Origin of the sequence: Sorangium sp. So ce1335, from assembly GCF_051521615.1 — a bacterium.
Lineage (GTDB): Bacteria > Myxococcota_A > Polyangia > Polyangiales > Polyangiaceae > Sorangium.
This window is the reverse complement of record NZ_CP150363.1, coordinates 9,963,184-9,979,561: the sequence shown is the minus strand read 5'-3', so window position 1 is coordinate 9,979,561 and position 16,378 is coordinate 9,963,184. Positions and strand designations below refer to the sequence as shown.

The 16,378-nt window shown below is 70.8% G+C and carries 10 protein-coding genes; 8 read left to right on the top strand and 2 right to left on the bottom strand.

Going from position 1 to position 16,378, the window contains the following annotated elements; translation table 11 throughout:
• Window positions 1-67 precede the first annotated feature (67 nt).
• Both WMF24_RS37250 and WMF24_RS37245 read left to right on the top strand, forming a co-directional pair.
• Entirely contained in the window at window positions 68-619 is a 552-nt protein-coding gene (locus WMF24_RS37250) for a hypothetical protein (RefSeq protein ID WP_437732206.1), read from the top strand.
• Between the two features lie 665 nt (window positions 620-1,284).
• Window positions 1,285-2,823: a hypothetical protein gene (locus WMF24_RS37245; protein WP_437732205.1), complete on the top strand. Its 1,539-nt coding sequence runs from the start codon at window positions 1,285-1,287 to the stop codon at window positions 2,821-2,823.
• Window positions 2,824-2,846: 23 nt separating this feature from the next.
• Here the strand turns inward: WMF24_RS37245 and WMF24_RS37240 are convergent, their stop codons facing one another.
• Complete coding sequence (locus WMF24_RS37240; RefSeq protein WP_437732204.1) at window positions 2,847-4,688, bottom strand: PE-PGRS family protein; 1,842 nt, start codon at window positions 4,686-4,688, stop codon at window positions 2,847-2,849.
• A 477-nt stretch (window positions 4,689-5,165) separates the two neighbouring features.
• On the opposite strand from WMF24_RS37240, the gene WMF24_RS37235 reads away from it, so the two are divergent.
• Both WMF24_RS37235 and WMF24_RS37230 read left to right on the top strand, forming a co-directional pair.
• Window positions 5,166-6,140, top strand: a complete 975-nt coding sequence (locus WMF24_RS37235; RefSeq protein ID WP_437732203.1) for a vWA domain-containing protein — start codon at window positions 5,166-5,168, stop codon at window positions 6,138-6,140.
• Window positions 6,141-6,447: 307 nt separating this feature from the next.
• The gene (locus tag WMF24_RS37230; RefSeq protein WP_437732202.1) at window positions 6,448-9,045 is read left to right on the top strand and encodes a hypothetical protein; all 2,598 of its coding nucleotides are present in this window, start codon (window positions 6,448-6,450) and stop codon (window positions 9,043-9,045) included.
• Between the two features lie 574 nt (window positions 9,046-9,619).
• Here WMF24_RS37230 and WMF24_RS37225 read toward each other — a convergent pair.
• Window positions 9,620-10,411 (bottom strand): hypothetical protein, encoded by a 792-nt coding sequence (locus tag WMF24_RS37225; protein WP_437732201.1) that lies wholly within the window; start codon window positions 10,409-10,411, stop codon window positions 9,620-9,622.
• A gap of 422 nt (window positions 10,412-10,833) precedes the next feature.
• Here WMF24_RS37225 and WMF24_RS37220 point away from each other — a divergent pair, with 422 nt between their 5' ends.
• The 4 genes from WMF24_RS37220 (at window position 10,834) to WMF24_RS37205 (ending at window position 16,052) form a co-directional block, all read left to right on the top strand.
• Window positions 10,834-12,276, top strand: coding sequence for a hypothetical protein (locus WMF24_RS37220; protein WP_437732200.1), 1,443 nt, complete (start codon window positions 10,834-10,836; stop codon window positions 12,274-12,276).
• Complete coding sequence (locus WMF24_RS37215) at window positions 12,273-14,492, top strand: hypothetical protein (RefSeq protein ID WP_437732199.1); 2,220 nt, start codon at window positions 12,273-12,275, stop codon at window positions 14,490-14,492. Before WMF24_RS37220 ends, WMF24_RS37215 begins: the two co-directional genes overlap by 4 nt.
• A 233-nt stretch (window positions 14,493-14,725) precedes the next feature.
• Window positions 14,726-15,529: a hypothetical protein gene (locus tag WMF24_RS37210; RefSeq protein ID WP_437732198.1), complete on the top strand. Its 804-nt coding sequence runs from the start codon at window positions 14,726-14,728 to the stop codon at window positions 15,527-15,529.
• Between the two features lies 1 nt (window position 15,530).
• Complete coding sequence (locus tag WMF24_RS37205) at window positions 15,531-16,052, top strand: hypothetical protein (protein ID WP_437732197.1); 522 nt, start codon at window positions 15,531-15,533, stop codon at window positions 16,050-16,052.
• Window positions 16,053-16,378: the final 326 nt, after the last annotated feature.

Here is a 16,378-nt window from a genome sequence, read left to right as displayed (position 1 = left end):
CGCCGGCGTTCGCCGGCGTCCTGTCGCCCAGGAAGGCGCTGCGGCGGGCTACTTGGTCATGGCGGGCATGCACATCATCATGGGCGTGCCGCCGCACATCATCATCATCGGCATTCCGGCCGACATCATCTTCGTCATCATCTCGCAGCGCTCCTTGAGCATGTCCATCGACATGCCCTCGGGCGGCATCATCTTGCAGGTCATCCCGTCCTTGGTCATCTCACAGGACATCCTGCACATCATCGGCATGCTCATGCCCATCATGCCGGGCATCATGCCCATGCCCATCATGCCCATCATGTTGGGCATCATCGGCATGCCCATGCTCATCATGCCGGGCATCATGCTCATCATGTTGGGCATCATGCCCATCATGTTGGACATCATCGGCATGCCCATGCCCATCATGTTGGGCATCATCGGCATGCCCATGCTCATCATGTTGGGCATCATCGGCATGCCCATGCCCATCATGCCGGGCATCATTGATCCGCCGGCCGTCATTTCCGGCGTCGACGTCATCGTGTTCATCGTCTGGGGCATCATGGGCATCTGCATCGCGGTGGTCATGGGGGGCCTTCCTGTCTTCGGCGCGCGTCGCGCCCGAAAGCGGTTGTAGCCGGTCCATGTGCGCCAGCAACGCATCCCGATGTGCCGCCGATCGCTTTACTCCAGTCTAGCGGAGGCGCCTCCACGCCCTTGGAGGCGCGGTCGTCCCGAGCGGACGACCGTCCGGCATGGCGGCGGGCCGTCCGGACCGGCCCGGGCTCGCGAGCCGCATCCAGGCGGGGCCGGGGTTGTGCTGCAGCCATGGACGCACGGCCGGCGCCCAGCGAGCGCATGCGGGCGGGCACAGCCGGCGCGGCCTGCTCCAGCACCGGCGACCCTCTTCGCCGGCGTCAACTCGCCGCCGCGGCTGGTCGACCGCCAGCTTGCTCCACAACTGCACAGTCGGCGCCGCAGGGGTAACGAGGTCAGGACCGGAAGACGCTTGGACCCCAGCTCCGAGCCGCTTCTCGGCAGCAGCCGACCTCGCACAGGCGGCCGGTCAGCTCGATGCGGTCATGCGCCACACGCGCTTGCCGCGCGCGAGCACGTCAGTCGCCGCATGAAGCTGCTGCAAGAACTCCGGCCGGTCCACCGGATGCGAAGCTGCCGGAAGCTGCCCTTCCGGCGTCCAGTGGAGGTGCCGTGCGGGGCGATTGGAGGAAAGAACGAGCAGAGCTATTGTGTGTCATGGTTCACCCTTGACGGCTGTGCGTGCCTGGGGCCTCATGTCCCCCCATGCGCAGCGATCCACCCGCTTTCCCCGCCGTTTTTGCCACCCGCGTGTTCGCTCTCGGCGTCCTCCTGGGCTCCGCCTCGTGCGCTCAGGTCCTCGGCCTCGACGAGTTCGAGGACTGCGATGTGGACTCGTGCTCAGGAGCGCTCTGGGCGAAGAGCTTCGAAAGCGGCGACCTGGTTTTCCCTGTCAGCGCTCGCCTCGACTCCAAGGGGGACATCCTTCTGTCAGGGTTCTTTCGAAATACCGTCGATTTTGGCGGACCCCCGTTGATATCGTCTGGCATGGATGTGTTTCTCGCCAAGCTGAAGCCAGACGGTAGCCACGCTTTCAGCCGGCGGCTGTCGGTGAGCAATTCCGACGGCTTATTTGTCTCCTATGTCGCTGTTCTGCCGGATGACAGTGTCGTCTTGTCGGGGCGCTATGAGGATGGCATTGATCTCGGCGATGGAAACCCCCTCATGTCATCCAATCCGGATGGCTATGGCTCTTTCGTGGCCAAGTTCTTGTCCAATGGCGAACTGGACTGGGGGCGCAACCTGTTCACGGGTACGGGGGATGCGTTCGCATTGGATCTGGCGGCTACTCCCGATGGCGATGTGGTTCTGGTAGGGTCTTTTGAAGGCGAGGTGAACCTCGGCTCGTCGGCCCTGAGGACCGCTGCGAGAGACGCCTTCGTCGTGAGGTTGGACGGCGAGACGGGCAACGAGCAGTGGAGCCGGCAGCTCGGAGATCCCGAAGACACCATGACGACGGCGACCATCGCCGCCACCGCCGTGGCGGCGGACCCTGATGGGAACATCGTGGTGGGAGGCCGGTTCAAGGGATCCATTCAGTCCGTCTTCACCCGGCGTCGCTTCGAGAGCCCATCGGGCGCGGGCGCCTTCCTTCTCAAGGCTGTGTCCACCGGGGACACGGACTGGGTCGCATTTCTGCAGGGCGAGGGCGACGCCTCGGTGATCGATCTCGACTTCGACGCGCGAGGCAACGTCGTTGCATCCGGTGTTTTCTCGGGAGCAATCTCGATCGAGGCGCGAGGATCTCTGGGCGCTCATCAGACCAGCGGGACGGCCGATCTGGATCTCCTGCTCGTGAAGCTCTCATCCGCGGGAAACCACATGTGGTCGTTGAAATTTGGGGATGATTCGACCCAGCTGGAGACGGATGCCTGGGACACTTCCAGCAGTGGTCTCGTCGGTGGGCCTCGCGTCGCGGTCGACGCCGCCGGAGACGTTGTGCTCGGCACCGGGATCGCTGGCGCCGTGGACCTCGGGGGCGGACTCCTTGCCGGGAGACAGGATGCGGACTGGGTAGTCGCAAAGCTGAGCGAGCGTGGGGAGCACCTCTGGAGCAGGCGTTTCGGCGACCCTGCGGCGGGGCAAATGGTCTTTGGCATCGATACCGATCCGACGACGAAGAGCCTCGTCGTCGTTGGACTCAATGACGGAACCCTGGATTTTGGCGATGGAGTCACGGTCGCTGCTCCCGGCGTGCTCAGCGCGGTCGTCGCGAAGATCGATCTCGGACGACTCGGGAGATAGCGCCTCGAGCCGCGCGGCGATGGTCAGTTGATCTGCAGGTTCGCCCGTGCCGTGCCGTTCCGCCCCGCGCCAGCGGTGCCGCCGCTCGGGTTCGTGCCGCCTGCTCCGCCGAAGCCGGGCGTACCGGTGGTGCAGCTATTGTCCGCGAACGTGAAATCCACGCTGCCGGACCGCGCCAGGCAGGCGCTCGGGCCGCCCCCGCCGCCCGCGCCGGGACCGCCGGCGCCGCCGTCGCCGCCCTTGCCGCCGCCGCCGCCTCCGCCGGAATCCTCCCGGCCCGGGCCGCCGACGCCCCCGGTTCCTCCGAGCTGGCCCGGAGCACCGTTACCGCCTCGGCCGCCGGTACCGCCCGTGCCGGTGGTGATGGTATTGCCGGAGACGACTACCCGTCCGGCCGCCGCGAAGATACCGAAGCTCCCGCCTCCACCCCGGCCGCCCTGCCCGCCGCGGCCGCCGAGTCCGCCGCACCCGCCGCTGCCGCCTCCGCCGCCGCGATCCGCGTTGCAAAACCAGCAGGTGCCGACATCGTCACACTCGGCGCCGCCGCCGCCACCGCCGCCGCCGCCGCCGCCGCGGCCCATCGCCCCGTTCTGCCCGTTGGTGCCGCTCGCCGGCTGATAGATGCCTGAGGCGATGGCGCCCAGGCTGGCTCCGCCCGCGCCAGGAGTCCCCTGCAATCCAGCAGCGCCCGCCATGCCGGCTCCACCTCCCCCGCCATCGGCAGGGCACGCGCGTGGCGCAGCGCCTCCCGGGCCGCCTGCCGCGCCGCCGCTCCCCGGCGAACCCGCGAGGCCAGCGTAGTTGTCGTATGCGCCCCTGCCGCCGGCTCCGCCGAACTCGGTGCACGTGGTCCGCGCGGCCCCGTTTCCACCGCCGCTGCAGCCGTCACAGCCGGTCTCGCCCGCATTCCCCGCCGGCGCCGTCCCCGTCGAGTGCGCCGTGCCGTGCGCGCCGTCGGCGCCCTTCTGCCCGTCCTCCACATCGATCTGGTTGTACCGGACGAAGAGCTCCGCGCGCCCTCCGCCGAGGCGCACTCCGTACGTGCTCGCCCCCGCCGATGGCGACCTCAGCGCCTCGATCGTGATCCCCTCGATGTGCGTCGGCTGCTCGATCGCGGGCGCATGGAACACCGTCCCTGTCGCGCGCACGGTGGTGGTGACCGCGGGGCTCCTCCGGAACTTGAAGTCGGGGTCGTCGTGATCGAACCCGCCATAGATGCTGATGCCGGACACGACCGTGACGGCCTCGTCGTAGAGCTCGCCGGAGAGGCACACCGCCGGCACCGCGCTCGCCTGCGCCACCTGGATCGCTGTCGCGATCGTCTCCACGGGGGCGTTGCGCGTCCCGGGGTTCGTATCGTCCCCCGTGCTCGCGGAGACGTAAACGCACTGCTCCACGAGCCCGTCGCCGCCGTCACAGTTGTCGTCGGTAAAGTCGCCGTCGATCGGATCCTCGCTCGTCGAGGTCGGCGTGCACGCGTACTCACAGCCGCACTCGCCCGTGAGCGGGTTGCCGTCCACGTCGTGCGTTCCGGGCAGACACCCCATCGCGCAGGGATCGACAACGACCTCCCCACCGCCGCCCCCGTCGCCACTGCCGCCGTCGCCGCTGCCGCCGCTGCCGCCCTCTCCACCCGAGCCGCTGCCGCCCCCGCCCGTGCCGCTCGCGCTGCTCGTGCCGGCCCCGCTGCCGCTCGATGACGCCGTTGTTGCAGCGCTCGAGGACGCCGCGCCGCCCGCTCCGGAGCCGCCCCCGGTGCCCGAGACCGGCCCGTACGGGCCCTCGATCGAGCTGCTCTCGGCGCAGCCGAGCGCGGAGAGCATCGCCAACAGAGAAGCCGTGCCGAGGAAGAATTGCGCGCGCATGATCCGAATTCTGCACCTTCATGCGTTTTGCGGAAAGACTTTGTCTCGCGGCACGTAATCGTCCTGTACGGCACGCCGCGCGCAGCAGCCGCGACAATGACGCCGCGCCGCAGACACGATGACGCCGTGCCGCCGTCATCTCGATGACACCGTGCCGCGCTGCGCTGCTCTGCGCGATCCAGCTCACCATTCTTCGAATCGCTCCTCGCGCCCGCCATCGACTCCGGTAGTCTCCGTCTGCAGCCTTTTCCGCAGCCCTTTTCCCGCAGCCGCGTTTCCCGGCAGCGACCGAGCACGTCCATGCGCCTTCTCTCGCTCCGCCGCCTCTCGCTCGCCTCCCTGCTCGGCCTCTCCGCCACCGCCGGATTCCACGGCGCCTGCGCCCCGGACTCCGGCCTGGGCCCTCTTTCGTCCTCATCGGAAGGAGCCTCCGAGGGAGCGGGCTCAGGCGGGAGCTTCGACCCGGATGGAGGCCTGTTGGGCGACGCACCCATCAATGTCCCCCCCGACCCGGACGCCGCGTGCGGGCTCGTCACGGAGGAGGCGGTCGTCGTCCCGCTCCATCTCTACATCATGATGGATAAATCGTCCTCGATGGACACAGACAACCCGGCGGTGGAAAGCAAGTGGGAGAGCGCGAAGGCCGGCCTGACGGCGTTCGTCAGCAGCGCGCGGTTCGCCGGCGTGCGGGTGGCGCTGCGCTTCTTCCCGGCGGACGGCATGCCGGCGTGCGACCAGAACGCCTACAAGACGCCGCTCGTCCCGTTCGGCCCGCTCCCGCAGAACGCGGGCGCGATCGTCGAGGCGATCGAGGCCGAGGCGCCGGACGGCCTGAGCACGCCCATCTATCCGGCGCTCGGCGGCGCGCTCCTCCAGGGCATCGAGACGGCGCAGAACAACCCCGGCGAGGCGTCCGCGGTGCTGCTCGTCACCGACGGCAAGCCGCAGGGGCCCGCGGCGCAGTGCGGCGGCGCGGACCCGGAGGACCCGGCGGCCCTCGCGGCCCTCGCGGCGGCGGGCGCGCGCTACCGCCCTCCGGTGCGCACCTTCGTGATCGGCCTGCCGGGCGTCGACCAGAGCATCGCCAACCAGATCGCGGCCGCGGGTGGCACCGACGCCGCCGTCCTCGTCGCGTCCACGAACATCGCCCGCGAGTTCGAGAGCGCGCTCGCGAAGGTGACGGGCCAGGCGCTCCCGTGCGAGATCGAGGTCCCCGCCCAGGTGGCCGGCGGGCAGGTCGCGTTCAACGACGTCAACGTCCTGTTCGGGCTCGACGGCGCCCCGCAGGACGTCCTGCCGCAGCGCCCCGCCTGCGACGGCCCGGGCTGGCGCTACGACGACCCGAGCGCCCCGACGGCGCTCGTGCTGTGCCCCGACACGTGCGACGCGGCGCGGGACGCGTCCGTGGCGAGGATCCAGATCCTCCTCGGCTGCGAGACCGTGATCCTCTGACCGCGCCGCACGCGCGGCCAGCGGCTCACCGCACCTCGGGCCACGTGAGTGTAGTGGAGCTCACCTCGCGGGCGACGTGCGGACATCCGGACGTGGAGACGCAGAGCGTCATCGGCGAGGGGCGCCGGCGGGGTGGGGCCCCGGCGCGGCCGGGTGGGGCCTCGGCGCGGCCGGGTGGGGCCTCGGCGCGGCCGGGTGGGGGCCCCGGCGCGGCCGGGTGGGGGCCTCGGCGCGGCGGGCGCGGCCTTGCAAGTCTGCAGTGCGCTTTGTGGACTCCCGGGCGCTCGCGCCGTAAGAGGACGGAACCATGACGAAGGAGTCCTCCCTAGCCGCCGCCGGCTCGCCGCGGCTCGCCGCCCCCGCTGCGCTGCACCCTGCCCTGGTGCTCAGCGCCTACCTCGAGCCGCTCGTGCGCGGCCGGCGGGTCGCGGTGCTGGGTGACGCCACCATCGGCCTCGCCGATCGGCTGCTCCAGCGCGGAGCCCGCCTCGTCCACGCCTACGACCCCGACGCGGCGCGCGTCGCGGAGATGCTCGCGCGGTCGGCGGCGACGCGGCAGCCGCACCCGAGCTTCGCCGTGTTCGACGGCGACCTCGGCGTGCGCGACGGCGCCTTCGACACCCTCGTCATCCCCGACCTGTCGATCTTCGACGAGCCGGCCGAGATCCTCCGGCGCGCCCGCCGCCTCACGGCCGCGAGCGGCGCCGCCGTCATCGCGTCGCCGAACCCCGACGTCGCGCGGGGGCTGCTGCCCGCGGGCGCGCGGCGCGGCGATGCGCCCGGCTACTACGCGCTCTACGACCTCGTGGCGCTCCAGTTCAAGCAGGTGCGGATGATCGGCCAGGCGCCGTTCGTCGGCTACACGGTCGCGGAGTTCGCGCCGAAGGGCGAGCCCGACGTCAGCGTCGACACGTCGATCCTCGACGGGTCCGAGGAGCCGGAGTGGTTCATCGCCGTGGCCGGCGAGCGCCTGCCGCGGCTCGACGCGTTCGCCGTGATCGAGCTGCCGTTCGCCGGCTTCCCGGCGGCGAGCGCGGGCGCATCGCCCGAGGCGCTCAGCGAGGCCGAGGGCCGCGCGGCGCGGCTCGGGGGCGAGCTCGCGGAGCTGCGCACCCGGCACCAGCGCGATCGCGAGGACGCCGGGGCCCGCGCCGAGAGCGCGGTCGCCACGGCCGCGCGCCTCGCCGAGGCCGAGGCCGAGCTCGAGGCGAAGGCGGCGCGGCTGCGGGAGATCGAGGCCCGGGCGGGCGACAGCCACGTCCGCGCCGAGCGCCTGACGCACCAGATCCGCGACATGGAGGAGGAGCTGCGGAGCCAGCGCGACCGCGCGACCCGGCTCGCGAAGCAGCTCGACGACGAGAAGCGGCTGCGGACCAAGGTCGAGCTCGAGCTCGGCATGATCCGCAACCGCCCGGAGATCGCCGGCGCCCGCGATCGCCTCGACGCCGCGACGGCCGAGCTCGACGCCGCGCGCGCGCGCATCGCCGAGCTCGAGGCGCGGCCCGCGGCGGCGGCGCCCGACCCGGCGCTCGCGTCGCGCGTGGAGGAGCTCGAGGCCGCCGTCGCGGCGGCGCGGCGCGACCTGTCGAAGGCGACGGCGGATCGGGACGCCGCGCGGCGGCGTGCGCAGGAGGGCGAGCGCGCGCTGGAGGAGGCGCAGCGCGCGCGGCGCGAGGCGGCGGCGAAGCTCGACGAGCTCGCGCGGGAGCGCGATCGGCTGGAGGAGCGGGCGAGCCGGCTCGATCGGGACAACCGCGCGCTGGAGGCGGAGCGGAGCGCGCTCGACGCGCGCCGGCTGCTGCTCGAGGCGCGGATCGTGGAGCTCGAGCAGAGCGTCGCCGTCCAGGAGCAGCGGATCGCCGAGCTCGAGAAGCGCGACGCGGGCGAGGCGGCGGCCGCGGAGATCGCGAGCCTGGAGGAGGCGCTCCGCGATCGGGGCCACGTCATCGCGACGCTGAAGGCGCAGCTCCTCGAGAGCGAGCGCGTCGGCAAGGAGCTCGTCGACGAGCTCGGGCCGGTCTTCCAGGCGTCCGCCGCCGCGCGGGGCGGCTCGGGCGACGCGGCGGGCGGCGGCGGGCCTGGCGGGATGTTCTCGGGCCCCGGCGGCCAGGGCGACGTCGTGGAGGCGCTGCGGCAGCAGCTCGACGCGCTGGCGCGGAGCGCCGCCTCGAGCGAGGCGGACCTGCGGGCGGCGGGCTGGAAGGTCGCGCAGCTCGAGCGCGAGCTCGCCGACGCGCGCGCCGCGGCCGGCGCGCCGCAGGCGATCCACGACGAGCTCGAGCAGGCGCTCATCGCCGCGCAGGCGGAGATCGCGGCGCTGCGCCGTGCGGCGGAGCGCGCCGCGGAGGCGGCGGCGACGAGCGAGGAGACCGGGGCGGTGCGCGAGGAGGCCGGTGCGGCGCGGGAGGAGGCCGGTGCGGCGCGGGAGGAGGCCGGTGCGGCGCGGGAGGACGCCGGCGCGGCGCGGGAGGACGCCGGCGCGGCGCGGGAGGACGTGCGCGCCGAGGGCGAGCCGGCGGGCGCCGAGGGCGAGCAGGTGAGCGCCGAGCAGGTGAGCGCGGAGGGCGGCGAGCCGGTGAGCGCCGAGGGCGGGCAGCCGAGCGCTGAGGGCGGGCAGCCGAGCGCTGAGGGCGGGCAGCCGAGCGCTGAAGGGGAGCAGGCGGGCGCCGAGGGCGAGCAGGTGAGCGCCGAGGGCGAGCAGGTGAGCGCCGAGGGCCATCCGGTGAGCGCCGAGGGCGAGCAGGTGAGCGCCGCGCGCAAGCACGCGGGCGCGGTTCACGACGACGTGGTGGTGAAGCACCACGACGTGAGCGCGGTACGCGATGACGTGGGCGTGCCGCCCGAGGTGATCGAGCAGGCGGTGCTCCTCCACCAGGTCACCAGCGCCGTCGAAGCCGGCGCCTAAGCCGCGGGCCAGGACCCGGGGGCCGGCGGCCCGCCGACCCGGCCCCGCTCAGGGGGCGATCTGCGCGCGTGAGTGGCCAGCGAAGGTAGTGCGGGACTTCGGGAACCGCCAAAGCGCCAAGGACGCCAAGAAATCTCAATTATTTGGCGTTCTTGGCGTCTTGGCGGTTCGATCCTCTGCGGCGCTGTTTGCGGTAAGTACCGCACCACCCCAGCGAAGGCCTCCGGTCGGTCCTTTGGGGCTCCGATCGCGCGCGCGGAGGGACCATGGCGCCGGAAAATGGCCTTCGCCGTGCGCGTGGAGACCTTCACCGCCGTCCCGAAGGCTTCCGTTGCCGTCCCGAAGGCTTCCGTCGCGCGCCGGAAGCTTCCGTCGCGGGCCGGGATGCGAAATTTGCCTGGAAATCCATCCTCCGCCGCGCGCCGGCCAGCGCCGGGGCGGCGGCCGACGCCGCCAAGTACGCGAAATGTCGTGCTCCCGAGCGCGCCGGAGGGCTTCGTTTTGGTAACGGAAGCTTCCGGAGCGCGACGGAAGCTCTCGGGCGTGCGCCGGAAGCTCTTGTTTGTGTGCCGGATCACTCCAGTGCGGTCGCATCGGTGTCGTCGACCGGCGCGGCGGGCTCCGCGGGCGCGGTGGGCAGCTTGCGCCGGGGTGCCTTGCGGTTCGCCAGGCCGAGGCGGATCAGGTAGCCCCGCTTCTTGACGACCGCGCGCGCCGTGGTCGACCACTCGTCGAACCAGCCGCGCAGTTTCGAGAGCGCCTCGCGCCGGCGGGCGGTCTCCGGGAGCTCGGCTTGATCGAGCAGCGGCGATGTGGGGCCGAGCGCCACGTCGACGAGGCCCTGGAGGCGTTTGCGTTCTGCCTTGTCGAGGCCGCGGGTGGCGAGGAAAGCGACTGCCTTCTTGTCGCTCTGCCTGGTCCCGGCGCGGTCCGGGTCGGCGCCGCTCTCGAGGGCGTCGAGCCGCGTGAGGAAGGTGGCGACTCCCTGGACTGCGGCGGTGCCGGTGGAGGGTGAGAGGTCGTTGAAGATGTAGGCGTGAACGTCGGGGAATCGCCGGCGGAGCGCGGCGCCATGACGGGCGAAGTTCGGCTCGTCCCACTGGTCCAGCTCCGTTGTCGCGGCGCGCTGCGCCCTGGCATCTGCGGTATCGGTCGCCGCGCTGCTCTTCCGGGGAGCGGCGAGGACGTCGAGGAGGAGCGTGCGGCCCTCCAGGATATCGTCGTCGGCCATCCCCGCGTCGGCCATCAACGTGCGAATCGCGGCGACTGCGCCCATTCCCGTCAGGAACTTTGTGGCGCGCACCGGCGTGGCCTCGAGGATTTCATTCGAGTACTCCATGCTGGCTTCCTCCCTGCCGACCGGCATGGCCGGACGGCGGCGATGAGGAGGGAAGGTACAATGGGAATCTGCCAGGCTGGAACTGGCATTCTCGCTCGGCCACCGTCGTGTTTTTGCTGCCTCGCTCAGCGTGAGGCCCGTGTTCGAGGCTGCCGCTGGAGTACCTGTTTTCCCTCCCTCGTTCATCGCCCCCGTCTTCTGTCTCTCGTCTCCCGTCCTTCCGTCTCGGTGTCCGCGTGCTCGTGCGCGTGCGCGTTCCCGTGCTCGTTCCCCGTGCTCCCTCCAATGCAACCCCCGCCGTCTCTTCACCAAGGACGGAACGCCGGGAAGCTCTCCGTGTGTTTCTCGGCCGAGCAATGTCCTACCGCTCTCGTGTGGGCGCTTGCACCCGGGTAATTAGCGGGCGAGCGTGCGCGGGCGAGAAGAATCGCGGGGTGGAGGGAATGTGCATGCGAAGGAGAACGAGGCGGCATGCGGCCCTCTTGGCGGCGGCCGCGGCCGCCCTGGCGCTGGTCGCGACGGCGACAGGGTGCTCGTGGCCGCGCGAGGACCACGCGCCCGGCATGTTCTGCGCGCAAGCGAACACCAGCGTTGTCGAGCGCTGCGTGGACGCGAGCGAGGGCCCGGGCAGCGCGTGGAGCAAGGCCGAGGAGGACGGCGAGCTGCCGATCTCCATGTGGGCGCGGCCGCCGTTCAGCGTGTCCGACGCGTTCGTCGCGAGCGAGGCGGATCTCAGCGCCTGGTTCGACAACCTCGATCGGGCCGTTGCGTACGTGCGCGACGAGGAGAAGCACGCCGAGTCGCTCCGTGCGACCCTCCACGGCGAGCTCCTCGGGCTGCTCCTGACGTACAGACGCCGTCAGGAGGAGATCCTCCAGGAGGAGCCGGTCCGCGCGGCCGACAACTTCACGCGGGCAATGACCGACAAGGCGAGCGCCGAGGAGGAGCCGCTCGCGGCCGACAAGCAGGCGATGGCGGTCGTGCAGGCGGTCTTCGACGAGGCCCGGAGCGATGCCGCGCCGCTCGTGTCCAGGTACGCGGCCGTCGCGGCGCGGTTCGCGGACTACCGCGCGACCGAGGCGGCGGAGACGGCGGCGTACGCGGCGCTCTCGGCGGACGCGTCGCGATCGGGGATCGACGGCCTCGACGGCGTGGAGGAGACGGTGCTCGCGGCGGCGCGCGAGGCGAGCCGCGCGCCGGGCGAGCTCGAGGCGGAGATCATGACGCTATCGGCGGAGATCCAGGCGCTCGCTGTGTCGTTCGAGGAGGCGATCGCGCCGCACAGGGAGGTGCTGGCGACGCACGGCGCGGTGGTGCCGGAGTTGACGTCGGGGGCGCTGCGCTCGCTGGGCGCGATGCTGGGCTATGCGCAACGGCGCGTCGCGCGGAGCGACGTGACAGCGACGGCGCTGCTCGGCGGCATCGCGCTGCGCCGGCAGGCGCTCCGCGTGCTGCAGGGCGATGAGGGGGCGCGCGAGGCGATGGCGCGGTCGCGGAGCGAGCGGGCATCGGAGCGGTTCCGCGAGGGAGCGCGCGCGCGGGCGGTGGCGCTGTCGTCGGCGCCGCCGGTGAGCGAGAGGCTCGGGCTGCCGCTGCTGGCCGAGCGGTACGGGGAGCTCCTTGCGCTCGTGCAGATGCGGCCGCTCTGCGAGGCGGCGGAGGCGTCGTGGCGCGAGGCCGGGTGCGCGGCGCTTCGAGGGAAGCTCGACGCCGCGGAGGCTGAGCTCAGGACGGGCCTGCCGAAGATGATCGCGGCGGGCCTCGCCGCGCTGCGGGAGAAGGGGATGGCCGTGGCGGCGCTCGACGCAGCGCAGGCGCGGCTCGACGCGGGCGACGTGAAGGGCGCTGCGGTCGCGTACGACGCCGCCGTGCGCGGCGCGGAGGGGACATGAGCGGCTCGAAGGAGGTCGCGCCGCGCGGGCCGAGCGTCGCGGTGTTCCAGAAACTCGTCGCGATCGTCACGGTGCTGGCGGTGTTGGCGCCGTCGCTTTCGTGGGCCCGCACGCCGTACACCGTGCTCTGGAGGAGCCATCATGACCCGAGCTCGTGTGCGAACCCCGAGCTGGAGACCGAGGGCTCCGCCATGTTCGAGGTGAATCAGACCCCGCTGCCCACCTACGGGGTTCCCGGCGCGCTTCAGAGCCACGGCGACGGCTCCCAGAGCAACACGCGCGAGGCGGAGTTCGACTCGGTGCTGCTCCGCGTGGGCAGCAACGACTTCCATTTCCGGGTCCACACCGCGAACGGCGGCAACTGGTGTACCCACGCGCATGACGTGGTGCACCTCGTCTCGGAGCCGCTCGGCCTGAACAAGCCCCTCTTCAATGTCCGCCGCGATGGGACCGGCTTCGAGGGCAGCACCGCGGTCGACCTGAGCCTCGCGGAGATCAACCCGGAGCTGGCGCGCGACATCGCGGCGCTGGAGGTCAGGATCGCCCGGCTGATGACGGAGCTCCTCCGCGACGCCGCCAGGGTCGCGGACCTCCGGGAGAAGATGGACCTCTTGCGGCAGCTCGACCTGGAGCTGCACGATCTGGTGCATCGGCCGCTGGACGAGATCTCGCGGACCGACCTCGACGCGATCCTGGACCGGTACGAGGACGTCGTCGACGCGGAGACGCGGGCGGCGATGCAGCAGCTCGTCGACGACCTGAAGAAGAGCGTCAGCGACCTGGAGAGCGAGCTCGCGCGGCTGCTCGACGAGTTCGGCGCGCAGGCCGACGAGGTGGCGGATCTCGCGACGCAGGGCGCCCGCGCCGAGGGGTGGGACCCGGACGACCCGTGGAACTACGCGCTCGGGGAGAGCGAGGTGCCGTGGGTGGAGGTGCCGGACATCGCGGAGGTGGACGGCGCTTTTGACGAGGGGAGGGACCCGTACGCGGCGTACGCGGACACGGTGATCGCGGCGCTGGAGGCGGCCGTGAGCGGCGGGGCGGTGGTCGCGCGGGCGGACTTCGTGGCGAACGTGCGGGCGTGGCGAGAGAACAGCGCGGCGCTGGAGATCGCGCTGCGCGACCGGATGGGGGTGTCGCTCGCGGAGACCAACGCGTTCCTGAAGGCGCAGAACCGGATCACGGCGGTCGTGCGGCGGTACATGGATGCGTCGGACTGGTTCGTGGACTCGCCGGTGCCGGCGGACCTGCGCTTGTACGTGGACACGGTGCTGAAGCCGCGGTTCGATGCGCTCGCCGACCAGATGAAGGACAGCCTGAACCTGTGGACGGGTCCGGCGCTCGACCTGGAGCAGACGCAGCTCTACCAGACGATCAGCGCGTTCGCGGGGGCGATGTCGACGGTGGGGGAAGGCGTCGAGGCGTACGCGGGGGTGATGCAGACGCTGGTGCACGCGACGACGCGCATCGGGGTGGGGTTCGTGCCGGTGGTCGGGCCGGCGCTCGACCTGTGCGAGGCGGTGACGGGGAAGGCGTTCTGCCTGCCGTCGGGGCAGGAGCTCAGCGACGAGGAGCGGATCTTCTCGGGGGTCGGGTTCGGGCTCGGGGCGGTCGGGCCGATGTGGCGCGCGGTCAGTCGCGCCGGCGGGCTCACGCCCGATGCGATTCGGGTTGCCGAGGAGATCGCGCAGATGGGCGAGGAGGTCGCCACGGCCCTGCGCGCACCGCGGCGCACCTGGTACAAGACGCTGCGTGGGGCAGTCACGAGCAAGCCACTCGACGCGATGGAGAAGAAGGCGGCCAAGTTCATGCTGGACGACGGGCGGGCGCTGATCGGCGTCGGCGACGACGGAGTGCGCCGGGTGCTGGACATACCGAAGGAGTCTCCTCCAAGTACGACCTTGGGAAGGGCTCCCGACTTTCTCACCGTGACCAAGGGAAACAAGCTGGCCCTGACCGAGGTGAAGGATATTGACAGTGCCACCGGGAAGGTCGACATCGACCACGCACTCACGCAGCTCGAGAATGCGATGAAGAAACTGAGCGACAAAGGGCTCGCCGGCGACGTAGAGCGGATCGAGTTCATCATCCCCAAGGGCGCGCCGCTCAAGAACGAGAACAAGATCGTCAAGGGCGGCTATCTAGTCGACGCGCTCACGGGTAAGCGCATCAAGCTTGAAGACTTTAGGAACCTGGTCATGGTGGTCCAGTTATGAGTGTATCAGGTCCCTGGCTCTATGCATGGTGTGACGAGACGGATAGGGTTGACGCGTTCGCGGCGGCTCTGTCTGCTCTCGTCATCCCGGGGGGAACGTGCGGCTTCCACATCGAGTCCATCGACCATCCAGATAGCACCTGGCGATGGCGCGATACGGTCACCCTCAGCGAGGCGGTCGCGGCGGTGTGCGCAGGATTCACCGCAGGGACGCATGTATTCGCATCCTTCGGCGTGAAGCTGAACTCCGGCAGCGCAATCGAACTCGCTGTCGAATGCAATGGCGAAGAGTGGGAGCGCCGGTATCCCTCCGGTCCTCTATGCGCACGCCCCGGCGATCGCAGCGATCTACTTCCCTGGAGCCTTCGCATCGCCCTCGGCGGTACCCGCTCTGTCGAGGTCGAGGCGGCGATCCTGGCGATGCAGGTCCAGCAGGATCTCGAAGATCTTATGGTCCGCCTCTGCGCGCCGGATGCGCGTGCGCGCGTGACGGCCGGCGCCTGGACGGAATTCGCGGATTGGGGGCCGCCCACCAAGGCGTGCGCGACCTATCACGCCAGCGCGGCGTTGGTTGCACACGATCTCGCCCTTACGTGGGTAAACCTGCGGGAAGGTGACAAAGTCGTACATTCCGCGGGAATGCCAACGGACGTGTTGCACGCGCGCGTCGACGCCGCGCCGCGCGGAGCGCGCGTCGCTGTTGAGGACGGCGCTGAGCTTTCGCGCGAAGCGGTCCTCAATGCGCTCACGGAGTCACCGGCTGCGCTGCTCGATGCACTCGAAGCGTCCGCGGTGGCAGATGAGGAATGGCGCACCGTCGAATCGGCCGCCCTTGAGACCATCGCAGCGACGAAGGAGGGCGCGCCGACGTGCGAGGTGGACGTGACGTCGCGCAAACACGTCCAATTCATCGAGCGCCATGCTCCCTACCACGTGCGTCGCCTCCCGAGCGGCGGCGTGGTGCTGGCGACGCACCCGTACCGCACGCTCTGGCCGCTCTGGGCCGACGCCCTCTTCTTGCTCGATATCACGTCATGACGTGAAGGATCTATTCGCTCTGCGTCGCGGCCCGCGATATTCCATCGAGGCCGCCGTCAACCATCAGAATCGGGATATGTCGTTTATGAGCAATGACCATGGCGAAAGGATGGGCGAGCTCTCGCGTCTCGTTGGGCTGGTACTCGACGTCGCAACGAGTGCTCTGGAGGGACAGGGAACATTTCTCCCCGGTTCGATCGCGGTCGACGCCGCCGGGAAGTATGCCATCGGTGTGGCGCCGCACGGCGGTGTTGACGGCTGGACGCTTCTCACGACCGCGTTCCGGCAGCGCGCGGCGGCCGAGGAGCTCCGGGCGGTCGCGCTCTATCGAGACGTACGGGTCCGTGAACGAGGTGCATCGGAGGACGTGGACGCCATCCATGCCGTCGTGGAGCTCGCCTCGGGCGAAGCGGTCCAAGTGTTCCAGATCTATCGCAAGAATGACGCGGGGGAGATCGTCTACGACAGACCAGAGATCGAGCATGCACCCTCCGTTATCTTCGGACGGCGCACCCCTCCCTGAGCGCGCGGAGCGCGCGATTTGGTGCGCCCGGCATGGGCGCGGAACTGGAGGTGAAAGTCCTCTTGGGACCCAGACGGAAAGGAACCCAACACCGAAGCGACAAGGGCGAGCCCGCGAGGTCTCGTCTGGTGGAAGTCTAAGGTGCAGTGCCGAACCGAGCGAAAGCGAAGCGCTGACGAGGCGCACGTACCGCGGGGTGAGCCGGCCAACGGCGGCGAAGCCCAAATGTCCGTCGGGCGGCGTGCGTATAGGCGACGGGCTCGGCACGGAGTTTCGCGCTCTTACCCGGGGAGACCTCCCGGCCTCCGCCACGGGCGACCGCGGGC

Coding starts and splice junctions, on each gene's coding strand:
- WMF24_RS37240 (WP_437732204.1), bottom strand. CDS start 4,688: ATGCGCGCGCAATTCTTCCTCGGCACGGCTTCTCTGTTGGCGATGCTC.
- WMF24_RS37230 (WP_437732202.1), top strand. CDS start 6,448: ATGACGAAGGAGTCCTCCCTAGCCGCCGCCGGCTCGCCGCGGCTCGCC.
- WMF24_RS37250 (WP_437732206.1), top strand. CDS start 68: ATGCACATCATCATGGGCGTGCCGCCGCACATCATCATCATCGGCATT.
- WMF24_RS37245 (WP_437732205.1), top strand. CDS start 1,285: ATGCGCAGCGATCCACCCGCTTTCCCCGCCGTTTTTGCCACCCGCGTG.
- WMF24_RS37215 (WP_437732199.1), top strand. CDS start 12,273: ATGAGCGGCTCGAAGGAGGTCGCGCCGCGCGGGCCGAGCGTCGCGGTG.
- WMF24_RS37225 (WP_437732201.1), bottom strand. CDS start 10,411: ATGCCGGTCGGCAGGGAGGAAGCCAGCATGGAGTACTCGAATGAAATC.
- WMF24_RS37220 (WP_437732200.1), top strand. CDS start 10,834: ATGCGAAGGAGAACGAGGCGGCATGCGGCCCTCTTGGCGGCGGCCGCG.